The following is a 24,236-nucleotide window of genomic DNA, read 5'->3' on the forward strand; positions in this document are numbered from 1 at the left end:
TCTGCTCGCCGAGCCACATCAGGAACATGGTGCCGCCGGTCAGGGAGATGACCGTGGAGATCAGGAAGAACGGCCCGGGATCCTGGACGATGTTGCCCGAGGCTTGCAGCCCGACCGCGATACCCCAGGACTGGAACACGGCCAGCACCACGGTGATGTAGCGGGTGTACTGGTTGATGACCTTGCGGCCGGATTCGCCCTCCTTCTTCAGCGCCTCCAGCGTCGGCACCACGGAGGTGAGGAGCTGGATGATGATGGAGGCCGAGATATACGGCATGATGTTCAGGGCGAAGATGGCCATCCGCTCGACGGCGCCGCCCGAGAACATGTTGAACAGGCCGAGCACGCCTCCGCTGGCCTGCTGGAAGCTCTGCTTCAGGGCTTCGGTGTTGATGCCCGGCAGCGGGATGTAGGTGCCGAGCCGGAAGACCAGCAGCGCGCCGAGCGTGAACCAAATCCGCTTCTTCAGCTCATCGGCCTTGGCGATGGCGCCGAAATTTAGGTTGGAGGCGAGCTGCTCGGCTGCGGATGCCATGGTGAAATCCTGCAAGGCGGCCGCAACGAGGACCGCCCGATCCTCGGGCCGTAGATGGCCCAGTCGTCCGGCGGGCTCAAGCCCGGCCGCCCGGACCTGTGGTCACGCCTGCGTCCGACGGGGCAGGGCCGATCCAGGCATGCGCCTGGACGGCCAAGGCCCGGGGCAAGGACGTTGCCGCCAGGCGGAACGGCCGGGCGAACCCGGCCGTCAGCCGGGTCAGGCTTCGGCAGCAGCCTCGGGCGCGGCGGCGCCGAGCAGCTTCAGCGAACCGCCGGCCCGTTCGATCGCTTCGGCGGCGGTGCGGGACGCGCCCGCCACCTCGAAGGTGAGCTTCGCGGTGAGCTCGCCCTGGCCGAGAATCCGGACGCCGTCGCGCGGCTTCGACACGATCCCGGCAGCGACCAGCGCCTCGACCGTCACGGTCGAGCCGACCTCGAGCTTGCCGGCATCCACGGCGATCTGGATGCGGCCGAGATTGACCTCGTTGTAGCTCTTCGCGTTCGGGGGCGTGAAGCCCCGCTTGGGCAGGCGGCGATGCAGAGGCATCTGGCCGCCTTCGAACCCCTTGATGGCGACGCCGGTGCGGGCCTTCTGACCCTTGACGCCCCGGCCGCCGGTCTTGCCCTTGCCCGACCCGATGCCGCGACCGACCCGCATCCGGTTCTTGGTCGCACCCTCGTTGTCGCGGATTTCGTTCAGCTTCATGGATGCCTCCTCAGCTGCGCGAGCGCGGCGCGTCGTCAACGACGCGGACGAGGTGCTTCACGGTCTCGATCATGCCGCGGGTCGCGGAATTATCGGGCAGCGTGGAGCGGCGGTGCAGACGGTTCAGCCCGAGCCCGATCAGGGTCTGGCGCTGGTTGCCCCGGCGGCGGATCGGCGAACCGATCTGCTCGACGGTGACGGTTCCGTTGGTGGTCTCAGCCATGGTCCCGGCCCTCACGCATCTGCGCCAGCGCCGTCCGACAGGTCGGCATGGCGGCGACGGGACTGAAGGGTCGAGACCTTGAGGCCGCGACGGGCCGCGACGGCGCGCGGCGAATCCTCGTTCTTGAGGGCGTCGAAGGTCGCCCGGACGAGGTTGTAGGGGTTGGACGAGCCGAGCGACTTGGCAACCACGTCCTGCATGCCGAGCGTCTCGAACACGGCCCGCATCGGACCGCCCGCGATGATGCCGGTGCCCTGGGGGGCAGCCCGCAGGATCACCTTGCCGGCGCCATGGCGGCCGTTGACGTCGTGATGCAGCGTGCGACCCTCGCGGAGCGCCACGCGGACCAGGCCGCGCTTGGCGGCTTCGGTCGCCTTGCGGATGGCCTCGGGAACCTCACGGGCCTTGCCGTGACCGAAGCCGACGCGGCCCTTCTGATCGCCGACGACGACGAGCGCGGCGAAGCCGAAGCGACGCCCGCCCTTCACCACCTTGGCGACGCGGTTGATGTGGACGAGCTTGTCGACGAACTCGCTGTCCCGCTCCTCGCGGTTGTCGCGGCGGTCGCGGTTCGGACGGCCCCCGCCGCCGGAATGAGGTTCTCTTGCCATCTGCTATCCCGTCTGAACTTGGCGCGGGCGGCGGCCCGCTCGCTTTGACGTGTGTTGCTCTGTGACCGCCGTCAGAACTCGAGTCCGCCCTCGCGGGCGGCGTCGGCCAGGGCCTTGACCCGGCCGTGGTAGATGTAGCCCGAACGGTCGAAGACCACCCGGGTCACGCCCGCCGCTGCGGCGCGCTCGGCCACGAGACGGCCGATTTCGCGAGCCGCCGCCACGTCGGCGCCCGTCTTCAGCGAGCTGCGCAGATCCTTCTCCAACGTCGAGGCGGCCGCGAGCGTGCGGCCCTCGGCGTCGTCGATGACCTGGGCGTAGATCTGCTTGGACGAGCGGAAGACGGAGAGGCGCGGACGCCCGTTCGCGACCTTGCGGATCGCGCGTCTGACGCGCGCCTTGCGGCGCGCCTCGACGCCCTGCTTCTGAGCCATGATGCGCCTCGCTTACTTCTTCTTGCCTTCCTTACGGAAGATGAACTCGCCCGCGTATTTCACGCCCTTGCCCTTGTAGGGCTCCGGACCGCGATAGTCGCGAATTTCCGCGGCCGTCTGGCCGACCTTCTGACGGTCGATCCCGGCGATCACGATTTCGGTCGGGCGCGGCACCGTCACGGTGATGCCGGCCGGGACCTCGTAATCCACGTCGTGGCTGTAGCCGAGCGACAGCTTCAGCACCTTGCCGGCCAGAGCCGCCCGGTAACCGACGCCGTTGATCTCGAGCCGCTTCTCGAACCCCTTCGAGACACCCTCGACCAGGTTCGCGACCTGGGCCCGGGACATGCCCCAGCGAGCGCGCGCCGCCTTGGACTGGTCACGCGGCTCAACCGAGACCGCGCCGTCCTTCATGGCGACGTTCACCTCGTCCGGGACCCGGAAGGACAACTCGCCCTTCTGGCCCGTGACCTTCACCATCTGCCCGTCGACGCTCGCCGATACACCCGACGGCACCACGACCGGCTTCTTGCCTACGCGAGACATCCTCGCCTCCTCGTTCCTGTTCGCGGGATGCCGGTCAGAAAACCTGGCACAGCACTTCGCCGCCGACGTTCTTTTCGCGGGCCTCGTGATCGGCCATGACGCCCTGGGGCGTCGACACGATCACCACGCCGAGACCGTCCGCGACCCGCGGCAGCGTGTCGACGGAGGAGTAGACGCGACGGCCGGGCTTCGACACCCGCGAGATGCGCCGGATCACCGGCTCGCCCTCGTGGTATTTCAGCTCGATCAGGAACTCCGAGCGGCCGTTGCCGTAATCGGTGGTGCCGTAATCGCGGATGTAGCCTTCCGCCTTGAGCACGTCGAGCACGCGGGCCCGGAGCTTGGAGCCCGGGGTCGCGACCGTGTTCCGCTTGCGCATCTGCGCGTTGCGGATGCGGGTCAGCATATCACCGAGAGGATCGTTCATCGACATTTTCGGTCCTCCCTTACCAGCTCGACTTAACGAGGCCGGGGATCAATCCCTGCGAGCCGAGCTCGCGGAGCGCGATCCGGGACATGCCGAGCTTGCGATAATAGGCGCGCGGCCGGCCTGTGATCTCGCAGCGGTTGCGGATCCGGGTCGGGGCGGAGTTGCGGGGCAGCTCCGCCAGCCGAATGCGGGCCTCGAACCGCTCCTCCATAGACAGCGATTGGTCGTTCGCCGTCTCGCCGAGCTGCGCGCGCTTGGCCGCGTAGGTCGCAACCATCTTGCGCCGCCGCTTGTTCTTCTCGATCGAGCTCTTCTTCGCCATGTGTCGTCTCTCTCCGGTGTCCGCGTCTGACGGTCGCCTCAGGCGGCCGTCACTGCCGGAACGGGAAGTTGAAGTGCTTGAGGAGCGCCCGGGCCTCATCATCGGTCCGGGCCGTGGTCGCGATGATCACGTCCATGCCCCAGATCTGCTCGGCCTTGTCGTAGTTGATCTCGGGGAACACGAGGTGCTCCTTGATCCCGAGCGCGTAATTGCCGCGCCCGTCGAAGCTGCGCGGGTTCAGCCCCCGGAAGTCCCGCACCCGCGGCAGTGCCACGGTCACGAGCCGGTCCAGGAATTCGTACATGCGCGCCTTGCGGAGCGTCACCTTGGCGCCGATCGGCATGTTCTCGCGCACCTTGAAGGTGGCGATGGCCTTCCGGGCCCGGGTGATGACCGGCTTCTGGCCGGCGATCAGCGCGAGGTCCGCGGCCGCAACCGAAGCCTTCTTGGAATCGGCCGTGGATTCACCCACGCCCATGTTCAGCACGATCTTCTCGATGCGGGGAACCTGCATCGGGTTCGCGTAGCCGAATTCCTCGGTCAGCTTCGCCCGGATCACCTCGTCGTAGTGCAGGCGCAGGCGCGGCACGTAGCCGTCCGGCAGGCCGCTGTTCTGGCCGCCCTCGCTGTTGCTGTCGGCCTGCCCGGCCTTGGGTGCCTTAGCCATCGATCGGATCTCCGGAGCGCTTGGCGAACCTGATCTTGCGGCCGTCTTCGAGGACCCGGAAGCCGACGCGGGTCGGCTTGCCGTCCTTGGGATCGGCCACGGCCAGGTTCGAGAGGTGGATCGACGCCTCCTTGGAGATGATCCCGCCCTCCTGATTCATGGTCTGCTTCTGGTGCTTCTTGACGATGTTGACGCCGCGCACGAGGGCGCGCTCGTCCTTCGGCATCACCTGGATGACCTCGCCCGTCCGGCCCTCATCGCGGCCGGTCAGAACGACCACCTTGTCACCCTTCTTGATCTTCGCCGCCATCACAGCACCTCGGGCGCGAGCGAGATGATCTTCATGTGGTTCTTGGCCCGGAGTTCGCGGGGCACGGGCCCGAAGATACGGGTCCCGACCGGCTCCTTCTGGTTGTTGATCAGCACGGCCGCATTGCTGTCGAACCGGATCACCGAGCCGTCCGGACGCTTGATGTCCTTGGCGGTGCGAACGACGACCGCCTTCATGACGTCGCCCTTCTTCACGCGGCCGCGCGGAATGGCCTCCTTGATGGACACTACGATGATGTCGCCCACCCCGGCGTATTTCCGCTTCGACCCGCCGAGCACCTTGATGCACATCACACGACGCGCACCCGAATTGTCGGCGACGTCCAGATTGGTCTGCATCTGGATCATGACCCAAACCCTTTCTCTGTCTCAGGCGGTTTCCCGCGGAACGCAGGACTGCGCCTGACGGAGGTCTCACGCCTCCAAGTTCATCGATTATTGGGCCGGGTGCGCCGAGGCGAACCGATCCCACGTTCAAGCCCGATGCCGTCCCGCCCCGTCAGGCGGGTCGGGAGAGTTCGGCCCGGCGCGGAGCGCCTGGTGCTGCGCGCCGCCCGGAGTTCTGCGGCCTCAGCCGAGGCCGACGGCGGCCTTGGCCCGGTTGACGACGTTGCCGACGGCCTCGGTCACCGTGTCGACGATGCCCCCGCCCGACGCAGTCCCCTCCGCCTGGACCAGCTTCCAGGTCTTGGTCTTGGAGAACGGCCGCGACTCCTGGATCTGAACGATCTGGCCCGTCTTGGCCGAATTGTTCTCGTCGTGAGCGTGGTAGTTCTTCGACCGCCGCACCGTCTTCTTCAGCACCGGATGGGTGAAGCGGCGCTCCACCTTGACCACGATGGTCTTGTCCGTCTTGTCGCTGACGACGACGCCCTGCAATACGCGCTTCGGCATGGATTGTCTCCTCAGGCGCCGGCCGCCGGGGCGGCTGCGGCCTCGGACTTGGCGGCGAGGCGCTGCCGGCTCTGCAGCGTCTTGATGCGGGCGATGTCGCGCCGCACGATGCGGACGCGCGAGGTGTTCTCGAGCTGGCCCGTCGCGCGCTGGAAGCGCAGGTTGAACTGCTCCTTCTTGAGCGACAGGAGCTCCTCCTGCAACTGATCGGCGGACAGCCGATTCAGGTCGTCGAAGCGCTGCTTGGTCTTCATCACCCCTACTCCGCGATGCGCTGCACGAAGCGCGTGCGCACCGACAGCTTGGCCGCGCCGAGACGGAGCGCCTCGCGGGCAATCTCCTCCGACACACCGTCGACTTCGAACATGATCCGGCCGGGCTTCACCCGGGCGGCCCAGAATTCTGGCGCGCCCTTGCCCTTGCCCATGCGGACCTCGGTCGGCTTCGACGAGACCGGCACGTCCGGGAAGATGCGGATCCAGACCCGACCCATACGCTTCATCTCGCGGGTGATCGCGCGGCGAGCCGCCTCGATCTCCCGCGCATTGACGCGCTCCGGCTCCAGGCATTTCAGCCCGTATTGGCCGAAATTCAAGTCGGTGCCGCCCTTCGCAGTGCCGTGGATACGGCCTTTGAACTGCTTGCGGAACTTCGTCTTTTTGGGTTGCAGCATGGCAATCTACCTATCGGTCTGCGAGCGGCCTCAGGCCGCCTGCTCGGCCGCGCGGCGCCCGGTCGACCGTGCACCGGCCTCCTCGTTCATCCGCTTGTCCTGGGCCATGGGGTCGTGTTCGAGAATCTCGCCCTTGCAGATCCAAACCTTGATGCCGCAGGTGCCGTATGTCGTGAACGCAGTCGCCGTGCCGTAATCGACGTCGGCCCGCAGCGTGTGCAGCGGCACCCGCCCTTCGCGGTACCATTCCATGCGGGCGATTTCGGCCCCGCCGAGGCGGCCCGAGCAATTGATCCGGATGCCCTGGGCGCCCAGACGCATCGCCGATTGCACGGCGCGCTTCATGGCGCGCCGGAAGGCCACGCGGCGCTCGAGCTGCTGGGCGATGGAATCGGCGACCAGAACCGCATCGACCTCGGGCTTGCGCACCTCGACGATGTTGATGGTCACCTCAGCCTTGGTCATCTTGCCGACCAGCTTACGGAGCTTGTCGATATCGGCGCCCTTTTTGCCGATCACGACGCCGGGCCGGGCCGAGTGGATCGTGACCCGGCACTTCCGGTGCGGGCGCTCGATCACGATCTTCGACACCGCCGCCTGCTTCAGCTGCTTTGCCAGCATGGCCCGGATGGCCATATCCTCGTGCATGAGCCGCGCATACTCGCCCTTGCGGGCAAACCAGCGCGAATCCCAAGTCCGGTTGATGCCGAGCCGAAGCCCGATCGGGTTGACTTTCTGACCCATGATGTCCTCAGGCCGCTTGGGCTTGGACTTCGCGAACCACGATCGTCAGGTTCGAGAAGGGTTTCAGGATTCGGGCCCCGCGGCCGCGAGCGCGGGCGTGGAAACGCTTGAGCACCAGCGCCTTGCCGACGAAGGCCTCGCTGACGACCAGATCGTCCACGTCGAGATCGTGGTTGTTCTCGGCGTTGGCGATGGCGCTTTCCAGGCACTTGCGCACCTCGGTCGAGATCCGCTTACGCGAGAACTCGAGGTCGGCGAGCGCGGCCGCCACCTTCTTGCCCCGGATCATCTGGGCAACAAGGTTCAGCTTCTGCGGGGACACGCGCAGCATCCGGGCGACGGCCTTAGCCTCGTTCTCCGGAAGCGCGCGGGGGGTGGCGACTTTGCCCATCTCTAGCGCCTCTTCGCCTTCTTGTCCGCCGCGTGGCCGGCGAAGGTGCGGGTCGGCGAGAACTCGCCGAACTTGTGCCCCACCATCTCCTCGCTGACATACACGGGGATATGCTTGTGGCCGTTATAGACCCCGAACGTCAGACCCACGAACTGCGGCAGGATCGTGGAGCGGCGGCTCCAGATCTTGATCACCTCGTTGCGGGTCGAGCCGCGCGCGGCGTCGGCCTTCTTCAAGAGGTAGCCGTCGACGAACGGCCCCTTCCAGATCGAACGTGCCATGACGGCGTCAGCCCTTCTTCTTGCGCGCGTGGCGGGACGAGACGATGAACGTGTCGGTCCGCTTATTCGAACGCGTCTTCTTGCCCTTGGTCGGAAGACCCCAAGGCGTCACGGGATGGCGGCCGCCGGAGGTGCGGCCTTCGCCGCCGCCATGCGGGTGGTCGATCGGGTTCATGGTGACGCCGCGGTTATGCGGCTTCACGCCAAGCCAGCGGTTACGGCCGGCCTTACCCATCGAAGTGTTCATGTGGTCGGGGTTCGAGACCGCGCCCACCGTCGCGTAGCACTGGCCATGGACCAGCCGCTGCTCGCCCGAATTCAGCCGCACCGAGACGTAGCCCTGGTCGCGCCCGACGATCTGAGCGTAGTTCCCGGCCGAGCGGGCCATGGCACCGCCCTTGCCGATCTTGAGCTCGACGTTGTGCACGATCGTGCCCACCGGCATGTTGCCGACCGGCATGGCGTTGCCCGGCTTGATGTCCACATTGTCGCCCGACACGACCGTGTCGCCGGCCGCGAGACGCTGCGGCGCGATGATATAGGACAGTTCGCCGTCTGGATACTTGAGCAGGGCGATAAAGGCGGTGCGGTTCGGATCATACTCGATCCGTTCCACGCTCGCGACCTCGCCGGCATGGCCCCGCCGCTTGAAATCGACGTAGCGGTAGGTCTGCTTGTGACCGCCGCCCCGGAACCGGACCGTGATCCGGCCGCGATTGTTGCGGCCGCCCGAGGAATGCTTGCCCTCGGTCAGCTGCTTCACCGGCTTGCCCTTGTAGAGCTCGCTCCGGTCGACGATCACCAGCTGGCGCAGGCCAGGCGTGATCGGCTTGAAGGTCTTCAGTGCCATGACGCTGTCCTCAGAGCCCCGTCGTGACGTCGATCGATTCGCCGTCGGCGAGGGTGACGATCGCCTTCTTCACGTCGGCGCGGCGACCCTTGCGGCCGCGGAAGAACTTCTCCTTGCCCTTGGTCACGAGCGTGTTCACGGCCATGACCTTGACGTCGAAGAGGCGTTCAACGGCCTCCTTGATCTGGGGCTTGGTCGCGTCCGGGGCGACCCGGAACACCACCTTGTTGAAGTCCGACTGGTTCGTGGCCTTCTCGGTGATAACCGGGCTCACGATGACGTCGTAGTGACGGGGTTCCGGGTTCATGCGAAGCGCGCCTCCAGCGCATCGACGGCGGCCCTCGTCAGCACGAGGGTGTCGCGCCGGAGGATGTCGTAGACATTGATGCCCTGCACCGGCAGGACGTCGACATTCGGCAGGTTGCGGGCGGCGAGGCCGAAATTGGTGTCGACCTCGGCTCCCGAGATGATCAGCGCGGAGCGGAGCCCCATCTGGCCAAACCGCTCCTTCAGGGCCGCGGTCTTGGGCTCCGTCAGGGTCGCGTCGTCCACCACGATCAGGGTCTGGGCCTTCGCCTTCGCCGAGAGCGCGTGGCGGAGCGCGAGCGCCCGCACCTTCTTGGGCAGGTCATGCTCGTGCGAGCGGACCTGCGGGCCGAAGGCGCGTCCGCCGCCGCGGAACTGCGGCACGCGGGCCGAGCCGTGGCGGGCGTTGCCGGAGCCCTTCTGCTTGTAGAGCTTCTTGCCCGTGCGCCAGATCTCGGCGCGGTTCTTCACCGCGTGAGTTCCCGCACGACGCTTGGCGAGCTGCCAGCGCACCATGCGGGCCAGGATGTCGGGCCGCGGCTCGAGACCGTAGATCTCGTCCGCGAGCTCGACCGAGCCCGAGGCGTCGCCGCCGAAGGATTGCAGGTCGAGCTTCATCACGCGTTCTCCTCGGCGCCGGCCTCGGTCGCCGGGGCGGCCTCGGTCACAGCCGCGCCCGCGCCATTGCGAAACTTGCCCGGCATCGGCAGATCGGCCGGCGGCTTCCGCTTCACAGCATCCCGCACAAAGATCCAGCCCCCAGCATGGCCGGGAACCGCGCCTTCAACCAGAATCAGGCCGCGCTCCACATCGGTGCGGACCACACGCAGGTTCTGCGTGGTCACCCGCTCGACGCCGAGGTGACCCGGCATCTTCTTGTTCTTGAAGGTCTTGCCCGGATCCTGACGGCCGCCCGTGCCGCCGATCGAGCGGTGCGAAACGGAGACACCGTGCGTCGCCCGGAGGCCGCCGAAGTTCCACCGCTTCATGCCGCCGGCGAAGCCCTTGCCGAGCGTCGTGCCGGTGACGTCGACGAACTGGCCGGCCACGAAATGGTCCACCGTGATCTCGGACCCGACCGGGATCACCCCGTCCTCGGACACCCGGAACTCGGCGAGCTTCCGCTTCGGCTCGACCTGGGCCACGGCGAAGTGGCCGCGCTCGGCGCGCGACACGTTCTTCACTTTGGCCGTGCCGACGCCGACCTGGAGCGCCACGTAGCCGTTCTTTTCCATCGTGCGATGGCCGACCACTTGGCACTTATCGACCTTGAGCACGGTCACGGGGACGTGCTCGCCCGCATCGGTGAAGATGCGGGTCATGCCGACCTTCTGTGCAATCACGCCTGAGCGCATGGTTCTCGTTCCTCGGAACGTATCTTCAAGAAGCTCTGAACCCACCGGCTCAGAGCTTGATCTCCACGTCGACACCCGCCGCCAGGTCGAGCTTCATCAGCGCGTCCACGGTCTGGGGAGTCGGATCGACGATGTCGAGAACCCGCTTATGCGTGCGCATCTCGAACTGCTCGCGCGACTTCTTGTCGATGTGCGGCGAGCGGTTGACCGTGAAGCGCTCGATCCGGGTCGGAAGCGGGATCGGCCCGCGCACCTGCGCGCCGGTCCGCTTGGCCGTCGACACGATCTCGCGCGTCGAGGCGTCAAGGACGCGGTGGTCGAAGGCTTTCAGCCGGATGCGGATATTCTGGTTCATGGTCTCATCTTCTTGGCGTCATCACCGGGCGGGGCAGCCGCGGCGAGCGGCTGCGCAGGTTTGTCCCGGTGACCTCGACAGAGGGGCCGCGACCTTCGGATCGAAGTGGCCGGGACGAACCCCGGCCACGACAAGCGGGAGGCTTACTCGACGATGCTGGCGACGACGCCGGCGCCGACGGTGCGACCGCCCTCGCGGATGGCGAAGCGGAGCTTCTCTTCCATGGCGATCGGCACGATCAGCGTCACGTCCATGGTCACGCTGTCGCCCGGCATCACCATTTCGGTGCCTTCCGGCAGCGTGCAGACGCCGGTCACGTCCGTGGTCCGGAAGTAGAACTGCGGCCGGTAGTTGGTGAAGAACGGGGTGTGACGTCCGCCCTCTTCCTTGGTCAGGATGTAGGCCTCGGCCATGAAGCGCGTGTGCGGCTTCACCGAACCCGGCTTGCAGACGACCTGGCCGCGCTCGACGTCCTCACGCTTGGTGCCGCGGAGCAGCACGCCCACGTTGTCGCCGGCCTGACCCTGGTCGAGCAGCTTGCGGAACATCTCGACGCCCGTGACCGTGGTGGTCTGGGTGGCCCGGATGCCGACGATCTCGACCGTCTCGCCGACCTTGATGATGCCGCGCTCGACGCGGCCGGTCACGACCGTGCCGCGGCCCGAGATCGAGAACACGTCCTCGATCGGCATCAGGAACGGCAGGTCAACCGGACGCTCCGGCTGCGGGATGTACTCGTCGACCGTCTTCATCAGAGCGAGCACGGCCTCGCGGCCGATCTCGGGCTTCTTGTCCTCGAGCGCCATCAGGGCCGAGCCCTTGGTGATCGGGATGTCGTCGCCCGGGAACTCGTACTTCGACAGGAGCTCGCGAACCTCGAGCTCGACGAGCTCCAGAAGCTCCTCGTCGTCGACCATGTCGACCTTGTTCAGGAACACCACCAGAGCCGGCACGCCGACCTGACGAGCGAGCAGGATGTGCTCACGGGTCTGGGGCATCGGGACATAGGCAGCCGACACGACCAGGATCGCGACATCCATCTGGGCGGCACCGGTGATCATGTTCTTCACGTAGTCGGCGTGGCCGGGGCAGTCGACGTGCGCGTAGTGGCGGTTCGCCGTCTCGTACTCGACGTGCGCCGTCGAGATCGTGATGCCGCGGGCCTTCTCTTCAGGAGCCTTGTCGATCTGGTCGTAGGCCGTGAAGGTCGCGCCACCGGACTCGGCCAGCACCTTGGTGATTGCAGCCGTCAGCGAGGTCTTGCCGTGGTCGACGTGACCGATCGTGCCGATGTTGCAATGCGGCTTGTTGCGCTCGAATTTCGACTTGGCCATTTTTTTATCCTACCTTCCCAGTCGGATGCGGGGTGCCGGCGCGGCTTGCGCACCGGCGTGTTTCAATGATCAGGCGTACTTCGCGACGACCTTTTCGGCCTCGCCGCGCGGTACTTCCTCATAATGGTCGAACTGCATCGTGAAGGTCGCCCGTCCCTGGGAGAAGGACCGCAGCGTGTTCACGTAGCCAAACATGTTGGCGAGCGGCACCATCGCGTTCACGACATTCGCGTTGCCGCGCATGTCCTGGCCCTGGATCTGGCCACGCCGAGAGTTCAGGTCGCCGATGACGCCACCGGTATACTCCTCCGGCGTCACAACTTCCACCTTCATGACGGGCTCGAGCAGCACCGAGTGGCCCTTCTGCAGCGCCTCCCGCATGGCGGCTCGCGAGGCGATCTCGAAGGCCAGCGCCGAGGAGTCGACCTCGTGGAAGGCGCCGTCCACCAGCTGCACCTTCACGTCGACCACCGGGAAGCCGGCCAGAATGCCGGCACCCATGACCGAGTTGAGGCCCTTTTCGACCCCCGGGATGTACTCCTTGGGGACCGAGCCGCCGATGACCTTCGACTCGAACTCGAAGCCCTTGCCCGGTTCGTTCGGCTCGACCACCAGCTTGACCCGCGCGAACTGCCCGGTGCCGCCCGTCTGCTTCTTGTGGGTGTAGTCGATCTCGGCCCGGCGCGTGATCTTCTCGCGATAGGCGACCTGCGGCGCGCCGATATTGGCATCCACTTTGTAGGTGCGGCGCAGAATGTCGATCTTGATGTCCAGGTGCAGCTCGCCCATCCCCTTGAGGATGGTCTGGCCGCTCTCCTGGTCGGTCGACACCCGGAAGGACGGGTCCTCGGCGGCGAGCTTCGCCAGCGCGAGACCGAGCTTCTCCTGGTCGGCCTTCGACTTCGGCTCGACCGCGATCTCGATGACGGGTTCCGGGAACTCCATCTTCTCGAGAATCACGGGCTTCTGGACGTCGCACAGCGTGTCGCCGGTGCGGACTTCCTTGAGACCCGCGAGAGCGACGATGTCGCCGGCGAAAGCCTCCTTGATGTCCTGCCGGTCGTTGGCGTGCATCAGCAGCATCCGGCCCACGCGCTCTTTCTTGTCGCGGGTCGAATTCAGGATGCCCGTGCCGGATTCCACCTTGCCCGAATAGACGCGGCAGAACGTGATCGTGCCGACGAACGGATCGTCCATGATCTTGAAGGCGAGCATGGAGAACGGATCGCTGTCGATCGCATGACGCTCGATCGGCAGCTCGGTGTAGGGATCGATGCCGGAGATCGATTCACGATCTGCCGGAGAGGGCAGGTAATCGACCACGGCGTCGAGCAGGGGCTGCACGCCCTTGTTCTTGAAGGCCGAGCCACACAGGACGGGATGGAACGCCCGGCGCTGCACGGCCGTGCGGACCAGCCGACGCATGGTGGCCTCGTCCGGCTCGGTGCCGTCCAAGTAGGCCCCCATCGCGACGTCGTCCATCTCGACGCAGGCTTCCACCAGCTTGACGCGGTACTCGACGGCCTGGTCCCGGAGTTCGGCCGGGATCTCGACCTCGTCGTAGTTGGCGCCGAGGGCCTCGCCCGACCACACGATCGCCTTCATCTTGATGAGGTCGATCACGCCCTGGAAATTGCTCTCCGAGCCGATGGGCAGCTGCAGGCACACGGGCTTGCCGGCCACGCGGTCGATGATGTCGGCCACGCAGCGGAAGAAGTCGGCGCCGATCTTGTCCATCTTGTTGACGAACACGACGCGCGGCACGTCATACTTGTCGGCCTGCCGCCACACCGTCTCGGTCTGCGGCTCCACGCCCTGGTTGCCGTCCAGCACGCAGACGGCGCCGTCGAGCACACGCAGAGACCGCTCCACCTCGATCGTGAAATCGACGTGGCCGGGGGTGTCGATGATGTTCAGACGCTTGTCGCGCCAAAAACAGGTGGTCGCAGCGGAGGTGATCGTGATGCCACGCTCCTGCTCCTGCTCCATCCAGTCCATGGTGGCGGCGCCCTCATGGACCTCGCCAATCTTATGGGACTTTCCGGTGTAGTAGAGGATCCGCTCGGTCGTCGTCGTCTTCCCGGCATCAATGTGGGCCATGATGCCGAAGTTGCGATAATCCTCGATCGCGTGGGTGCGGGGCATGATCTTCGCTCCTAACCTTCTGCCTTACCAGCGGTAATGCGAGAAGGCGCGGTTGGCCTCGGCCATCCGGTGCGTGTCTTCGCGTTTCTTGACGGCGTTGCCGCGATTGTTCGCAGCGTCGAGCAGCTCGGCCGACAGCCGGTCCACCATGGTGCGGTCGTTGCGCGACCGCGCCGCCTGGATCAGCCACCGGATGGCCAGCGCCTGGCGACGCTCCGGCCGAACCTCGACCGGCACCTGGTAGGTGGCGCCGCCGACGCGGCGGGACCGCACCTCGATGGCCGGCGCGACATTGTCGAGCGCAGCCCGGAACACCTCGATGGGGTTCGCGCGGGCCCGGCCCTCGACGATGTCGAGCGCGCCGTACACGATGCGCTCAGCCGTCGACTTCTTTCCCTCGTACATGATCGAGTTCATGAACTTGGTCACGACGACGTCGCCGAACTTCGGGTCCGGGATGATCTCGCGCTTCTCTGCCTTGTGGCGGCGGGACATGTCCTGCTCCGGTCATCTCTTCGAGGGATCGCCGGGGACCTTCCCGACCATCTCGCTCCGTCGCCGTGGTGGCCGGGCTGTCCCGGCCGCCCCGAACGGGGAGCCATTGTTCGTCTGATCCCAGGGGCGAACCCCGGGGACGGGCGGGCTGAGCCCGGCTTACTTCGGCCGCTTGGCGCCGTACTTGGACCGGCGCTGCTTCCGGTTCTTGACGCCCTGCGTGTCGAGCACGCCGCGCAGGATGTGATAACGCACGCCGGGCAAGTCCTTCACGCGGCCGCCGCGGATCATCACCACCGAGTGTTCCTGAAGGTTGTGACCTTCACCCGGGATGTAGCCGATGACCTCGTAGCCGTTGGTCAGCCGGACCTTGGCGACCTTACGGAGCGCCGAGTTCGGCTTCTTCGGCGTCGTCGTATAGTCGCTCGTGCAGACGCCGCGCTTCTGCGGGCACGCGTCCAGCGCCGGGACCTTGTTCCGGCTCGCCGGCACCGTCCGCGGCTTGCGGATCAACTGGCTGATCGTCGGCATCCTGCCCTCTTCACGGGGACCACCAAGGCGGCCCGAATCTCTGGTGACCTGCCTCGCGCACAGGTCCGAACGACGAAAACCGCGCCGAACGCCCGAGGGCGCCTGGTCGCGAAATGCGCAGAGGACCAGCCCGGTTGCCCGAACGGGTCGTGCTTGCCATGCCGGCCCGAAGGTCGGCCTGTACTCGCTAAAGACAACAGCGTCTAAGCTCGATCCATCGAACCGTGGCGGTTCGATCCGCGAGACTTACAGCCTGCCGTGGATGACGGGCTATCTAGCGGCCGACTCGCCGCCCGTCAACCTCATCCACAAGAGATCGGACAAGAGATCGACAGGGCGGCGCCCCTTGTTGTTCTCCCGGTCAGGCGACGCGGTCGCCTTTCTTCACCTGGACGGCGCGGTTATCCGCGGCCGGCAGCATCTTGGCCGGGTCGCGCGTCACCACCACGTCGATCACGACGGGGCCCTTGGTCCGCATGGCCCGTTCCAGCGCCGGTCCCACCTCCTCCGGCCGCTCCACCCGGATGCCGGTGCAGCCGAGCGCCTCGGCCACCCGGGCGTAGTTGGTCTCGGCCAGGTCCGAGGCATGGTAGGCGCCCGGTCCATACATGAGGTGCTGCAGGGCCTTCACATAGCCCGAGGCGGCGTTGTTCACGACCACCACCGCGAAGGAGAGCTCCATGCGGCGCGCCGTCTCGAGCTCACCCAGCATCATGTTGAAGCCGCCGTCACCCGTGATGCTGACCACGGCCCGCCCGGGCGCCGCCAGGGCCGCCCCCATGGCGCCGGGAAGCCCGTAGCCGATGGATGCGAAGCCGCGGTCGGGCACGAAGCCGCGCCCCGCCTGCTTGGTGTCGAAGAGGAGCCCGCCCCAATGCGCGGCAAAGCCACCATCGGCCAGCAGCACGCCGTCGGCCGGCATCAGGCGGTTCAGCTCGCCCATGAGCCGCCCCATGGAGACGGGCACCTCCTCCGAGGTGTAGCGCTCCTGCGTGCTGTCGCGCCACGCCGCCATGCGGCGGCCGACCTCGGCCAGGTAGCCGCGGCGGCCATCGGCACCCGATTCCCCCGCCAGCGCCTCGTGCAGGTCCTCGATGCCGGCCCGGGCGTCGCCCCACAGCGCCACTTCCGGCCGCACCGTGCGGCCGAATTCCTCGGCCACGATGTCCAGATGCACGAGCCGCGCCCCCCGGGGCGGCACGGTGTAGCGCTTGGTGGCGATCTCGCCGAGCTTGCAGCCGACGGAGAGAACGAGGTCGGCCTCCTCGATCAACCCGTTGGCGATGCGGTCGTAGCGGCCGAACAGACCGGCGGAGACCGGGTCGGTGCAGGGCACCGCGCCCTTGCCGGTCATGGTGTGGGCGACCGGCACCTGGACGTCCCGGGCAAAGGCGGTCAGCGCCTCGGCCGCGCCGGACAGGTGGACGCCGCCCCCGGCCAGGATGATGGGCCGCTTGGCGCCGCGCAGCAGGTCGGCGGCCCGGCGGAGGGCGTCGCGGTCCGGCCGGCAGCGGATGGCGGGCGCGGCCTCGTGGGCCGGGTCGGCCCGCAGGTCGCTGTCGTTGAACGGGAAGGTGGCGTGGCAGATGTCCTCCGGCACGTCGACGACGACCGGCCCGGGCCGGCCGGAGGTCGCCACCAGGAACGCACGGCGCATCAGCTCGGGGATGCGCTCGATCATTTCGATCCGGATCAGCTCCTTGCAGGCCGGCCGCAAGATCTCGGCCTGGCGGGATTCCTGGGTCATGTTCTTCCAGGAATGGAGGCGGTGCGTGTCCCCGACCAGCACCACCATGGGCGTGCCGGCGTTCAGGGCCTCGACCAGCCCCGTGACCAGGTTCGTGGCCCCCGGCCCGAGCGTGGCGTCGGCGAGGCCGACCCGGCCCGACACCTTGGCATAAGCGTCCGCCGCGAAGATGCCGGCCCGCTCGTCGTTGATCAGGTGATGGGCCAGCCCGAGTCGCCGGGCCGCGTCATAGAAGGGCAGAAGCTGGAAGCCGCCCATGCCGAACATGGGCCCGCCCGCAAAGGCCTGAATCATGCGGGCGAGCGCTTCGCCCCCAGTCATCTCGTTAGTGGTCGTCATCGTGAGCTCACCATTGCCGTGACTGCCGCCACGATGTTGTCGGAGGAGACCCTGACCTCGTCCTCGAGGGGCGGCGCGTAGCTGACCGGGATACGGGGTGCGCCGAGCCGGACCGGCGCCGCCCTGAGGTGGCCGTGCAGACGCTGCGCCACGGTGGCGACCACCTCGGCACCGAAGCCGGCGACCGAAACCGATTCCTGGGCGACCAGCAGCCGCCCCGTGCGGCCGACGCTCGCCAGCACGGCCTCCTTGTCCCAGGGCCAAAGCGTGCGCAGGTCGATCAGATCGACCCCGATGCCCTGCCCGGCCAGCACCTCGGCGGCGGTTTCGCAGATTCCGACCTGGGCCGACCAGGAGACGATTGTGCAATCCTCGCCCGCCCGCACCCGGCGGGCCTCGCCGAACGGGATCACGGCCTCGGGGTCGTCCGGCACCTCGCCCTCCAGAGGCCAGAGCCCCTTGTGCTCCATGAAGACGACCGGATCGTCCGACCGGATGGCGCTCTTCAGCAGCCCCTTGAGGCAGGCCGGGGTCGCCGGGCAGACCACCACCAACCCGGGGATGTGGGCATACCAGGCCTCCAGCGACTGTGAATGCTGGGCGGCCGATGAGCGCCACATGCCGATCGGCTCGCGCACCACCAGCGGCACCCGGGTCTGGCCGCCGAACATGTAGCGGGCCTTGGCGGCCTGGTTCACCAGCTCGTCCACGGCGCAGAGCGCGAAATCCGAGAACCGCATCTCGACCACCGGGCGGGTGCCCATCATGGCGGCCCCGACGGCCGCGCCCATGATGCAGCTCTCCGAGATCGGCGCGTCCGAGATGCGCGCCGGCCCGAATTCCTCGACGAGGCCCCGGTACTGGCCGAACACGCCGCCGCGGCCGAGATCCTCGCCCACGGCCCAGACGGTCGGGTCGCGCCGCATCTCCTCGGCCAGCGCGGCCCGGGAGGCGTCCAGATAGGTCATGCGGGACATCAGAAGGCCTCCCGGCGCGGATCGCCCGCGTCCTGCACGTCCCGGAACGCGTCGGCCGCAGGCGGAAAGCCGGTAGCCTTGGCGGTGTCGTAGGCTTGCTTCATCTCGGCGACGGCGGCCTCGCGCAGGCCCACTCCCTCCCCGTCAGCCAGCAGCGCGGCCGCCCGCGTGATCGGATCCTCCTGGCGGCGCGCCTCGACCTCCTCCTTCGGACGGTACAGCGCCGGGTCCGACCCCGTATGGCCGGAGAGCCGGTAGGTATGGGCGTGCAGAAAGCGCGGCCCGCCGCCGGCCCGGATGGCCGCGATCATGTCTCCGGCCGCGGCATCGACCGCCAGGACGTCGTTGCCGTCGACCTCCTCGGCCGCGAGCCCGATGGCCCGGGCCCGGGCCGAGGGGCCGTCGCCGCCGGTCATGCTCTTGGTCCGCGTGGTGGCCGCGAAGCCGTTGTCCTCGCAGACGAACAGGACCGGCAGGTTGAACACCTTGGCCCAGTTCAGCCCCTCCAGGAACGGGCCCCGGTTGATGGCGCCGTCGCCGAACAGGCAGCACACGACCTGATCGCCGCCCTTCAGCTTGACGGCATGCGCGGCCCCGGCCGCGATGACGATGTTGGCGGCCACGACCCCGTTCGCGCCCAGCATGCCGACCTGGAAATCGGCGATGTGCATGGAGCCGCCCTTGCCGCCGCAGGATCCGCCCTCGCGCCCGAACAGCTCGCGCATCATGGGCAGCGGCTCGGCCCCCTTGGCCAGGGTGTGGCCATGCCCGCGATGGGTGGACAGGAGCAGGTCGTCCCGGCGCAGATGGGCGCAGATCCCGACCGCGATCGCCTCCTGGCCGATATAGGGATGGATCGCCCCGAGCACGATCTTGTCGTCGAGCCCGTGCAGGGCCTGCTCCTCGAAGGCCCGGATGCGCCACATCTGGGCGAGGTGCGCAAGCAACCGCGCGCGGTCGAGATTCGGGCGCCGCGCGCCCGCTCCTGAAGATGTCATGTCGCTCACAGCTGGAATAACGGGCCCGACTCCGTGATGCCGCCGTCGACCGCCAGAACGTGGCCAGTCACGTAGGCGGCGTCGTCGGAACACAGAAAGGAGGCGGCGCCCGCGAGTTCGTCGAGGGAGCCGTAGCGGCCGAGCGGCGCGGCGGCGGTGTAGGCCGCGCGGGTCGCGTCGGTGTGGACTTCGCGGGTCATGGGGGTGTCGACCGGCCCCGGCGCGATGGCGTTGACCGTGACGCCGTGCGGCCCGAGTTCGGCCGCCATGACCTTGGTGAGCGTGATCACGCCGCCCTTGGAGGCCCCGTAGGCACAGCGCCCCGGGATGCCCCGCAGCCCGGCCATGGAGGCGATGTTGACGATGCGGCCACGTCCCTTCGGGACCATGCGGGCGGCCGCGGCCTGACCGCACAGAAACACCCCGGTGAGATTGACGGCCAGGATGGCGTTCCATTCCTCCAGCGTGATGTCGAGCATGGGCTTCTGCTGGCCGCGCCCGGCGCAGGCGACCAGCACGTCGAGGCTTCCGAACCGCTCAACCGCGAGGGCCATGGCGGCCTCGACCTCGTCAGGCCGCGTCACGTCGAGCCGCGTGCCGGCCGCCGTGCCGCCCTCGCCCTCGATGGTCCGGGCCACGGTCGCCGCTCCGACCTCGTCGCGGTCGGCCGCCAGCACGGCGAGGCCGTCCCGCGCCAGGCGCCGGCAGATCGCCGCGCCGATGCCGCTCGCGCCGCCGGTGACCACGGCGACCCGCCTCGCTGCGCTCACGCGGCCGCTCCGGCCCGCGCCGCCACCAGTCCGTCGACCCAGGCGCCGAGCCGCATCCCAATTCGGGCGCCGAGCCGCTCGGCGGTCGGGTTCAGGTGGGACAGGACGCCGTCCTCGTAGCAGGAGCGCGCGTCGCCAACCCGGGCCGTGTCGCCCGCCACGGTCGCTCCCGCGATGCCGCGTGCATCGAGATCGGGCAGGCGCGTCCAGCCGGCTCCGTCCCGGCCGCCGCCGGCGTCGTGATAGGTGGCCACCAGCACGCCGTCCGGCACGCTTCGGTCCGGCTGACGCCCGAGCCGCCCGCCATGGGAGCCGGTGACCAGAATGCGGCCGGCATCGTCGGGCTGCCACAGCGACACCGAGTCGATGCCCACCACGAAGGGCTCGCCGGCAAGGTCGCGGAGCACGAAACGGGCCTCGGCCACCGACGGAGGAGGGCCGGACGGCATCGGGGCGGCCCGCATCAGGGCGGCGCATTCCGCCACGCTCTGGCCGGCCGCGCAGCCGAGGGCCGCGGCGGCCGCGTTGACGTGACTGATGCTCCCGTCGTCCAGCATGCCGCCGGCCTCGCCGATGCGGCAGGTCCGGGTGTCGGCGGTGGCAGCCGCGAGGCCGATGCGGTCGAGAAAGGCGAGCGAGCCGATCCCGGCCCTGTCCTTGCCAATGCCGGCATCATTGAGAATGACGGCCCGCACGCCGCCCTTTGCCGCGCAATACCCGGCATAGACGCCGCCATGGGAGCCGCAGACCAGCACGCAGCCGCGATGCACATCGCTCAGCTTGGTGACGGTGTCCGCCAGAATGATGTCGCTCACCCGCGTCGCCCCCGGTCCGGCCACGCGGGGGCGTGCTCCGATCCTGGATCCGAGCGATGCGCCCAACGCGGTCACGGCGTTTCCCGTTGTTTTGCCCAAGCTGAGCAGGGCGGTGCCCCTTGTCAACGGGAGACGGGACGATATCAGACCGTGGCCGGCGCCCTCTCCCGGTACTCGGAGCGCGCGCGCTCGACGTCGGCCAGGCCCGGCAGGCTCGCCTCGTTGCCGAGATGCTGGATGGCGTGTGTGGAGGCGCCGCGCGCGAAGGCGAAGCGCTCCTCCCAGCTCGCCTCCGGCCGGGCCAGATAGGCGTAGACATAGGCGCCGTGGAAGATGTCTCCGGCCCCGTTGGTGTCGATCACCCGCTCGGCCGGAACATCGAGCGCCGGCAGGTGCCGCCGCCGGCCCGCCTCGTCGTACCAGACCATGCCGTCAGCGCCCTGGGTGACGCCGCCGACCCGGCAGCCGCGGGCCTGCAGGTAGTCCAGCATGCCGGAGGCCGAGAGACCCATCTGCTCACACAGGCGCTCGGCCACCACGGCCACGTCCACGAAGGCCAGGAGGTCGTGGGTGTTCGACCGGAGCCCGCCGCCGTCGAGCGAGGTCATGATCCCGGCTTCGCGGCACAGCTTGGCGTAGTGCAGCGCGGCGTCCGGCTGGTGCCCGTCGAGATGCAGCGCCCGGCAGCCGTCGAGACGAAGCGGCGGCACCGGATGCAGGTACGCGTCGTCCCGGCAGCGCACGATGGCCCGGCGGCCGCCGCGCGGCATGATGAAGGAGAGCGAACTCTCCCTGACCTTTCGGTGGTGGACGGAGATGCCGTATTTCGCCGCCATATCCACGAACATGCGGCCGAGCCAGTCATCCGCGACGGAGGACAGGAGATCGGGCGCGATGCCGAGCTTGGCGCAGCAGAAGGCGGCCGTGACCGCGTTGCCGCCGAACGAGATGGCGTAATCCTCGGCCACCATCTTGTCGTCGCCCGTCGGCATCGGCTGGTCGCCGGTCACGAAGGTGACGTCGATATAGCTCTGCCCGATGAACAGCGCGTCCATGCGCATCCTCCCCGGGGCCGTTATGCGGGCTGCCGAGGCGGACGCCAAGGCGGCCCGGCGCGGCCCGGCCACGGCCCGGCACTCCGGGGTGCCGCCCGTCGCCGCGGCCCCCTTCCCTTGGCGCAGGCCGGTCCGGCTGCTATCTCGGCCGGAGAACGCCCCCCGCCTCGAGCGCTTGCGCGCCGGCGGGGACGCGCGCCCGGAATCCCATGACCGCCCAGTCCATCGACAACATCCGCAACTTCTCGATCGTGGCGCATATCGACCACGGCAAGTCGACGCTGGCCGACCGGCTCATCCAGCAGACCGGCACCGTCGCGCTCCGGGACATGAGCGAGCAGATGCTCGACTCGATGGATATCGAGAAGGAGCGCGGCATCACCATCAAGGCGCAGACCGTGCGCCTGGAATACACCGCCCGGGACGGCAAGCTGTACGTCCTCAACCTGATGGACACGCCCGGCCACGTGGATTTCGCCTACGAGGTGTCGCGCTCCCTCGCCGCCTGCGAAGGCTCGCTGCTGGTGGTGGACGCGTCCCAGGGCGTCGAGGCGCAGACACTGGCCAATGTCTACCAGGCGCTGGACGCCAATCACGAGATCGTCCCGGTCCTGAACAAGATCGACCTGCCGGCCGCGGAGCCTGACCGGGTCAAGCAGCAGATCGAGGAGGTGATCGGCCTCGATGCCTCCGAGGCCGTGCCGATCTCGGCCAAGACCGGGCTCGGCATCGATCTCGTGCTCGAGGCGATCGTGACGCGCCTGCCGCCGCCCAAGGGCGATGAAAGCGCGCCCCTCAAGGCCCTGCTCGTGGACAGCTGGTACGACGCCTATCTCGGCGTCGTCGTGCTCGTGCGCATCGTCGATGGCGTGCTCAAAAAGGGCATGAACATCAAGATGATGCGCACCGGCGCCGTGCATGGCGTCGACAAGATCGGCGTGTTCAGGCCCAAGATGCAGGACGTGGAGCGGCTCGGCCCCGGCGAGGTCGGGTTCCTGACCGGCTCGATCAAGGAGGTGGCCGACACCGCGGTCGGCGACACCATCACCGAGGACAAGCGCCAGACCAAGGAAATGCTGCCGGGCTTCAAGCCCGTTCAGGCGGTGGTGTTCTGCGGGTTGTTCCCGGTCGATGCGGCCGAGTTCGAGACCCTGCGGGCCGCCATGGGCCGGCTGCGCCTCAACGACGCGAGCTTCTCCTACGAGATGGAAACCTCGGCCGCGCTCGGCTTCGGCTTCCGCTGCGGCTTCCTCGGCCTGCTGCATCTGGAGATCATCCAGGAGCGGCTCGAGCGCGAGTTCAACCTCGACCTGATCTCGACCGCGCCCTCCGTCGTCTACCATCTGAACATGCGCGACGGCGCCGTGAAGGAGCTGCACAATCCGGCCGACATGCCGGACGTGATGCAGATCCTGTCGATCGAGGAGCCCTGGATCCGCGCCACCATCCTGACGCCGGACGAGTATCTCGGCGGCATCCTGAAGCTGTGCCAGGACCGGCGCGGCGTGCAGATCGACCTCAACTATGTCGGCAAGCGCGCCATGGTCATCTACGACCTGCCGCTGAACGAGGTGGTGTTCGATTTCTACGACCGGCTGAAATCCATCTCGAAGGGCTACGCGTCGTTCGACTACAACGTCACGGATTACCGCGAGGGCGACCTCGTGAAGATGTCCATTCTGGTCAATGCCGAGCCGGTCGACGCGCTGTCCATGCTGGTCCACCGCGACAGGGCTGAGAGCCGCGGCCGCGCCATGTGCGAGAAGCTGAAGGACCTCATCCCGCGCCACCTGTTCCAGATCCCGGTCCAGGCTGCCATCGGCGGCAAGATCATCGCGCGCGAAACCATCAAGGCCCTGTCCAAGGACGTGACCGCCAAGTGCTACGGCGGCGACGCCACCCGCAAGCGCAAGCTCCTCGACAAGCAGAAGGAGGGCAAGAAGAAGATGCGCCAGTTCGGCAAGGTCGAGATCCCGCAGGAGGCGTTCATCGCCGCCCTGAAGATGGACGATTGATCCGGCTCAGATCAGACGCGGTTCGCCTGTCAGGAGCTTGAGCGGACCGGCGAGCTTCTTCGAGAGGCGGCCGACCGGCTCCACGGCGGCGTCCTCCGCGCTCGCGGCCTCCACGATGGCGAGCGCCACCGGCTCGGAGACCGTGAGCACCGCGTAGACCCGCAGGGCCTCGCGGCGACGCTTCACCGCGATGAGGAAGACGTGGGCCTTGGCCCCGGCCGTTTTGGACCCGCGCGTTTTGGGACCCAACGCCTTGGCGCCGGCCGTTTTGGACCCGGCTGTCTTGGACCCGGCCGCTTTCGCGCCGCTTTTCTTCGGCGCGGCCTTGGTGCCTTTCGGCGAGTTGGCGGAGGGCACGAT

At 68.0% G+C, this 24,236-nt stretch carries 32 protein-coding genes and 2 pseudogenes; 1 reads left to right on the forward strand and 33 read right to left on the reverse strand.

The window, feature by feature from the left end:
- The 32 genes and pseudogenes from JWR86_RS03955 to JWR86_RS04110 form a co-directional block, all read right to left on the reverse strand.
- A pseudogene (locus tag JWR86_RS03955) lies at positions 1-535 on the reverse strand (preprotein translocase subunit SecY); the annotation flags it as partial.
- Between the two features lie 219 nt (positions 536-754).
- Positions 755-1,243, reverse strand: coding sequence for a 50S ribosomal protein L15 (gene rplO / locus JWR86_RS03960; RefSeq protein ID WP_299561050.1), 489 nt, complete (start codon positions 1,241-1,243; stop codon positions 755-757).
- Between the two features lie 10 nt (positions 1,244-1,253).
- The gene (rpmD, locus tag JWR86_RS03965) at positions 1,254-1,466 is read right to left on the reverse strand and encodes a 50S ribosomal protein L30 (RefSeq protein ID WP_299561053.1); all 213 of its coding nucleotides are present in this window, start codon (positions 1,464-1,466) and stop codon (positions 1,254-1,256) included.
- Positions 1,467-1,477: 11 nt separating this feature from the next.
- Positions 1,478-2,077 (reverse strand): 30S ribosomal protein S5, encoded by a 600-nt coding sequence (rpsE, locus tag JWR86_RS03970; protein ID WP_299561055.1) that lies wholly within the window; start codon positions 2,075-2,077, stop codon positions 1,478-1,480.
- A 71-nt stretch (positions 2,078-2,148) separates the two neighbouring features.
- Complete coding sequence (gene rplR, locus JWR86_RS03975; protein WP_299561058.1) at positions 2,149-2,511, reverse strand: 50S ribosomal protein L18; 363 nt, start codon at positions 2,509-2,511, stop codon at positions 2,149-2,151.
- 12 nt (positions 2,512-2,523) lie between these two features.
- The gene (gene rplF, locus JWR86_RS03980; protein WP_299561061.1) at positions 2,524-3,057 is read right to left on the reverse strand and encodes a 50S ribosomal protein L6; all 534 of its coding nucleotides are present in this window, start codon (positions 3,055-3,057) and stop codon (positions 2,524-2,526) included.
- A gap of 34 nt (positions 3,058-3,091) precedes the next feature.
- Positions 3,092-3,490, reverse strand: coding sequence for a 30S ribosomal protein S8 (gene rpsH / locus JWR86_RS03985; RefSeq protein WP_299561063.1), 399 nt, complete (start codon positions 3,488-3,490; stop codon positions 3,092-3,094).
- Positions 3,491-3,503: 13 nt separating this feature from the next.
- A complete protein-coding gene (gene rpsN / locus JWR86_RS03990; RefSeq protein WP_299561066.1) occupies positions 3,504-3,809 on the reverse strand; it encodes a 30S ribosomal protein S14 in 306 nt (101 codons plus the stop codon).
- A 49-nt stretch (positions 3,810-3,858) separates the two neighbouring features.
- Positions 3,859-4,476 carry a 50S ribosomal protein L5 gene (rplE, locus tag JWR86_RS03995; protein WP_299561069.1) on the reverse strand — a complete coding sequence of 206 codons (618 nt, stop codon included), beginning with the start codon at positions 4,474-4,476 and terminating at the stop codon, positions 3,859-3,861.
- Positions 4,469-4,786, reverse strand: a complete 318-nt coding sequence (rplX, locus tag JWR86_RS04000; protein WP_299561072.1) for a 50S ribosomal protein L24 — start codon at positions 4,784-4,786, stop codon at positions 4,469-4,471. Before rplX ends, rplE begins: the two co-directional genes overlap by 8 nt.
- Positions 4,786-5,154: a 50S ribosomal protein L14 gene (gene rplN / locus JWR86_RS04005; protein ID WP_299561075.1), complete on the reverse strand. Its 369-nt coding sequence runs from the start codon at positions 5,152-5,154 to the stop codon at positions 4,786-4,788. Before rplN ends, rplX begins: the two co-directional genes overlap by 1 nt.
- Positions 5,155-5,478: 324 nt before the next feature.
- Positions 5,479-5,700 (reverse strand): annotated as a pseudogene (gene rpsQ, locus JWR86_RS04010) (30S ribosomal protein S17); the annotation flags it as partial.
- Between the two features lie 11 nt (positions 5,701-5,711).
- Positions 5,712-5,954, reverse strand: a complete 243-nt coding sequence (rpmC, locus tag JWR86_RS04015; protein WP_299561078.1) for a 50S ribosomal protein L29 — start codon at positions 5,952-5,954, stop codon at positions 5,712-5,714.
- Between the two features lie 5 nt (positions 5,955-5,959).
- Positions 5,960-6,373, reverse strand: a complete 414-nt coding sequence (gene rplP, locus JWR86_RS04020) for a 50S ribosomal protein L16 (RefSeq protein ID WP_299561081.1) — start codon at positions 6,371-6,373, stop codon at positions 5,960-5,962.
- Positions 6,374-6,403: 30 nt separating this feature from the next.
- Positions 6,404-7,117, reverse strand: a complete 714-nt coding sequence (gene rpsC / locus JWR86_RS04025) for a 30S ribosomal protein S3 (RefSeq protein ID WP_299561084.1) — start codon at positions 7,115-7,117, stop codon at positions 6,404-6,406.
- Positions 7,118-7,124: 7 nt separating this feature from the next.
- Positions 7,125-7,508, reverse strand: a complete 384-nt coding sequence (gene rplV / locus JWR86_RS04030) for a 50S ribosomal protein L22 (protein ID WP_299561086.1) — start codon at positions 7,506-7,508, stop codon at positions 7,125-7,127.
- 2 nt (positions 7,509-7,510) lie between these two features.
- Positions 7,511-7,789 (reverse strand): 30S ribosomal protein S19, encoded by a 279-nt coding sequence (gene rpsS, locus JWR86_RS04035; protein ID WP_299561088.1) that lies wholly within the window; start codon positions 7,787-7,789, stop codon positions 7,511-7,513.
- A gap of 7 nt (positions 7,790-7,796) precedes the next feature.
- Positions 7,797-8,639, reverse strand: a complete 843-nt coding sequence (rplB, locus tag JWR86_RS04040) for a 50S ribosomal protein L2 (RefSeq protein WP_299561091.1) — start codon at positions 8,637-8,639, stop codon at positions 7,797-7,799.
- 10 nt (positions 8,640-8,649) lie between these two features.
- Positions 8,650-8,946, reverse strand: a complete 297-nt coding sequence (locus JWR86_RS04045) for a 50S ribosomal protein L23 (protein WP_299561093.1) — start codon at positions 8,944-8,946, stop codon at positions 8,650-8,652.
- Positions 8,943-9,563 (reverse strand): 50S ribosomal protein L4, encoded by a 621-nt coding sequence (gene rplD / locus JWR86_RS04050; RefSeq protein ID WP_299561096.1) that lies wholly within the window; start codon positions 9,561-9,563, stop codon positions 8,943-8,945. The genes JWR86_RS04045 and rplD overlap by 4 nt, the downstream gene beginning before the upstream one ends.
- Positions 9,563-10,300, reverse strand: a complete 738-nt coding sequence (gene rplC, locus JWR86_RS04055) for a 50S ribosomal protein L3 (RefSeq protein WP_299561098.1) — start codon at positions 10,298-10,300, stop codon at positions 9,563-9,565. The genes rplD and rplC overlap by 1 nt, the downstream gene beginning before the upstream one ends.
- Positions 10,301-10,349: 49 nt before the next feature.
- Entirely contained in the window at positions 10,350-10,655 is a 306-nt protein-coding gene (rpsJ, locus tag JWR86_RS04060; RefSeq protein ID WP_299561101.1) for a 30S ribosomal protein S10, read from the reverse strand.
- Between the two features lie 143 nt (positions 10,656-10,798).
- Positions 10,799-11,989, reverse strand: a complete 1,191-nt coding sequence (gene tuf / locus JWR86_RS04065) for an elongation factor Tu (protein WP_299561103.1) — start codon at positions 11,987-11,989, stop codon at positions 10,799-10,801.
- Between the two features lie 69 nt (positions 11,990-12,058).
- Positions 12,059-14,134: an elongation factor G gene (gene fusA / locus JWR86_RS04070; protein WP_299561106.1), complete on the reverse strand. Its 2,076-nt coding sequence runs from the start codon at positions 14,132-14,134 to the stop codon at positions 12,059-12,061.
- Positions 14,135-14,158: 24 nt separating this feature from the next.
- Positions 14,159-14,629: a 30S ribosomal protein S7 gene (gene rpsG / locus JWR86_RS04075; protein WP_299561109.1), complete on the reverse strand. Its 471-nt coding sequence runs from the start codon at positions 14,627-14,629 to the stop codon at positions 14,159-14,161.
- 159 nt (positions 14,630-14,788) lie between these two features.
- Positions 14,789-15,160: a 30S ribosomal protein S12 gene (rpsL, locus tag JWR86_RS04080; protein ID WP_299561112.1), complete on the reverse strand. Its 372-nt coding sequence runs from the start codon at positions 15,158-15,160 to the stop codon at positions 14,789-14,791.
- 361 nt (positions 15,161-15,521) lie between these two features.
- Positions 15,522-17,246 (reverse strand): thiamine pyrophosphate-binding protein, encoded by a 1,725-nt coding sequence (locus JWR86_RS04085; protein ID WP_299561115.1) that lies wholly within the window; start codon positions 17,244-17,246, stop codon positions 15,522-15,524.
- Complete coding sequence (locus tag JWR86_RS04090; RefSeq protein ID WP_299561117.1) at positions 17,243-18,223, reverse strand: alpha-ketoacid dehydrogenase subunit beta; 981 nt, start codon at positions 18,221-18,223, stop codon at positions 17,243-17,245. The genes JWR86_RS04085 and JWR86_RS04090 overlap by 4 nt, the downstream gene beginning before the upstream one ends.
- On the reverse strand, positions 18,223-19,221 hold the full coding sequence (locus tag JWR86_RS04095) for a thiamine pyrophosphate-dependent dehydrogenase E1 component subunit alpha (protein ID WP_299561120.1): 999 nt from the start codon (positions 19,219-19,221) through the stop codon (positions 18,223-18,225). The genes JWR86_RS04090 and JWR86_RS04095 overlap by 1 nt, the downstream gene beginning before the upstream one ends.
- A gap of 5 nt (positions 19,222-19,226) precedes the next feature.
- On the reverse strand, positions 19,227-19,991 hold the full coding sequence (locus tag JWR86_RS04100; RefSeq protein WP_299561122.1) for an SDR family NAD(P)-dependent oxidoreductase: 765 nt from the start codon (positions 19,989-19,991) through the stop codon (positions 19,227-19,229).
- Positions 19,988-20,806, reverse strand: coding sequence for a hypothetical protein (locus JWR86_RS04105; protein ID WP_299561125.1), 819 nt, complete (start codon positions 20,804-20,806; stop codon positions 19,988-19,990). Before JWR86_RS04105 ends, JWR86_RS04100 begins: the two co-directional genes overlap by 4 nt.
- Positions 20,807-20,949: 143 nt before the next feature.
- Positions 20,950-21,861: a sugar kinase gene (locus JWR86_RS04110; protein WP_299561127.1), complete on the reverse strand. Its 912-nt coding sequence runs from the start codon at positions 21,859-21,861 to the stop codon at positions 20,950-20,952.
- A gap of 209 nt (positions 21,862-22,070) precedes the next feature.
- On the opposite strand from JWR86_RS04110, the gene lepA reads away from it, so the two are divergent.
- A complete protein-coding gene (gene lepA, locus JWR86_RS04115) occupies positions 22,071-23,876 on the forward strand; it encodes a translation elongation factor 4 (protein ID WP_299561130.1) in 1,806 nt (601 codons plus the stop codon).
- Positions 23,877-23,882: 6 nt separating this feature from the next.
- Here lepA and JWR86_RS04120 read toward each other — a convergent pair whose 3' ends face one another.
- Complete coding sequence (locus tag JWR86_RS04120; protein ID WP_299561133.1) at positions 23,883-24,233, reverse strand: hypothetical protein; 351 nt, start codon at positions 24,231-24,233, stop codon at positions 23,883-23,885.
- Positions 24,234-24,236 lie beyond the last annotated feature (3 nt).

The sequence above is a fragment of the Enterovirga sp. genome (genome assembly GCF_028290205.1).
GTDB lineage: Bacteria > Pseudomonadota > Alphaproteobacteria > Rhizobiales > Beijerinckiaceae > Enterovirga.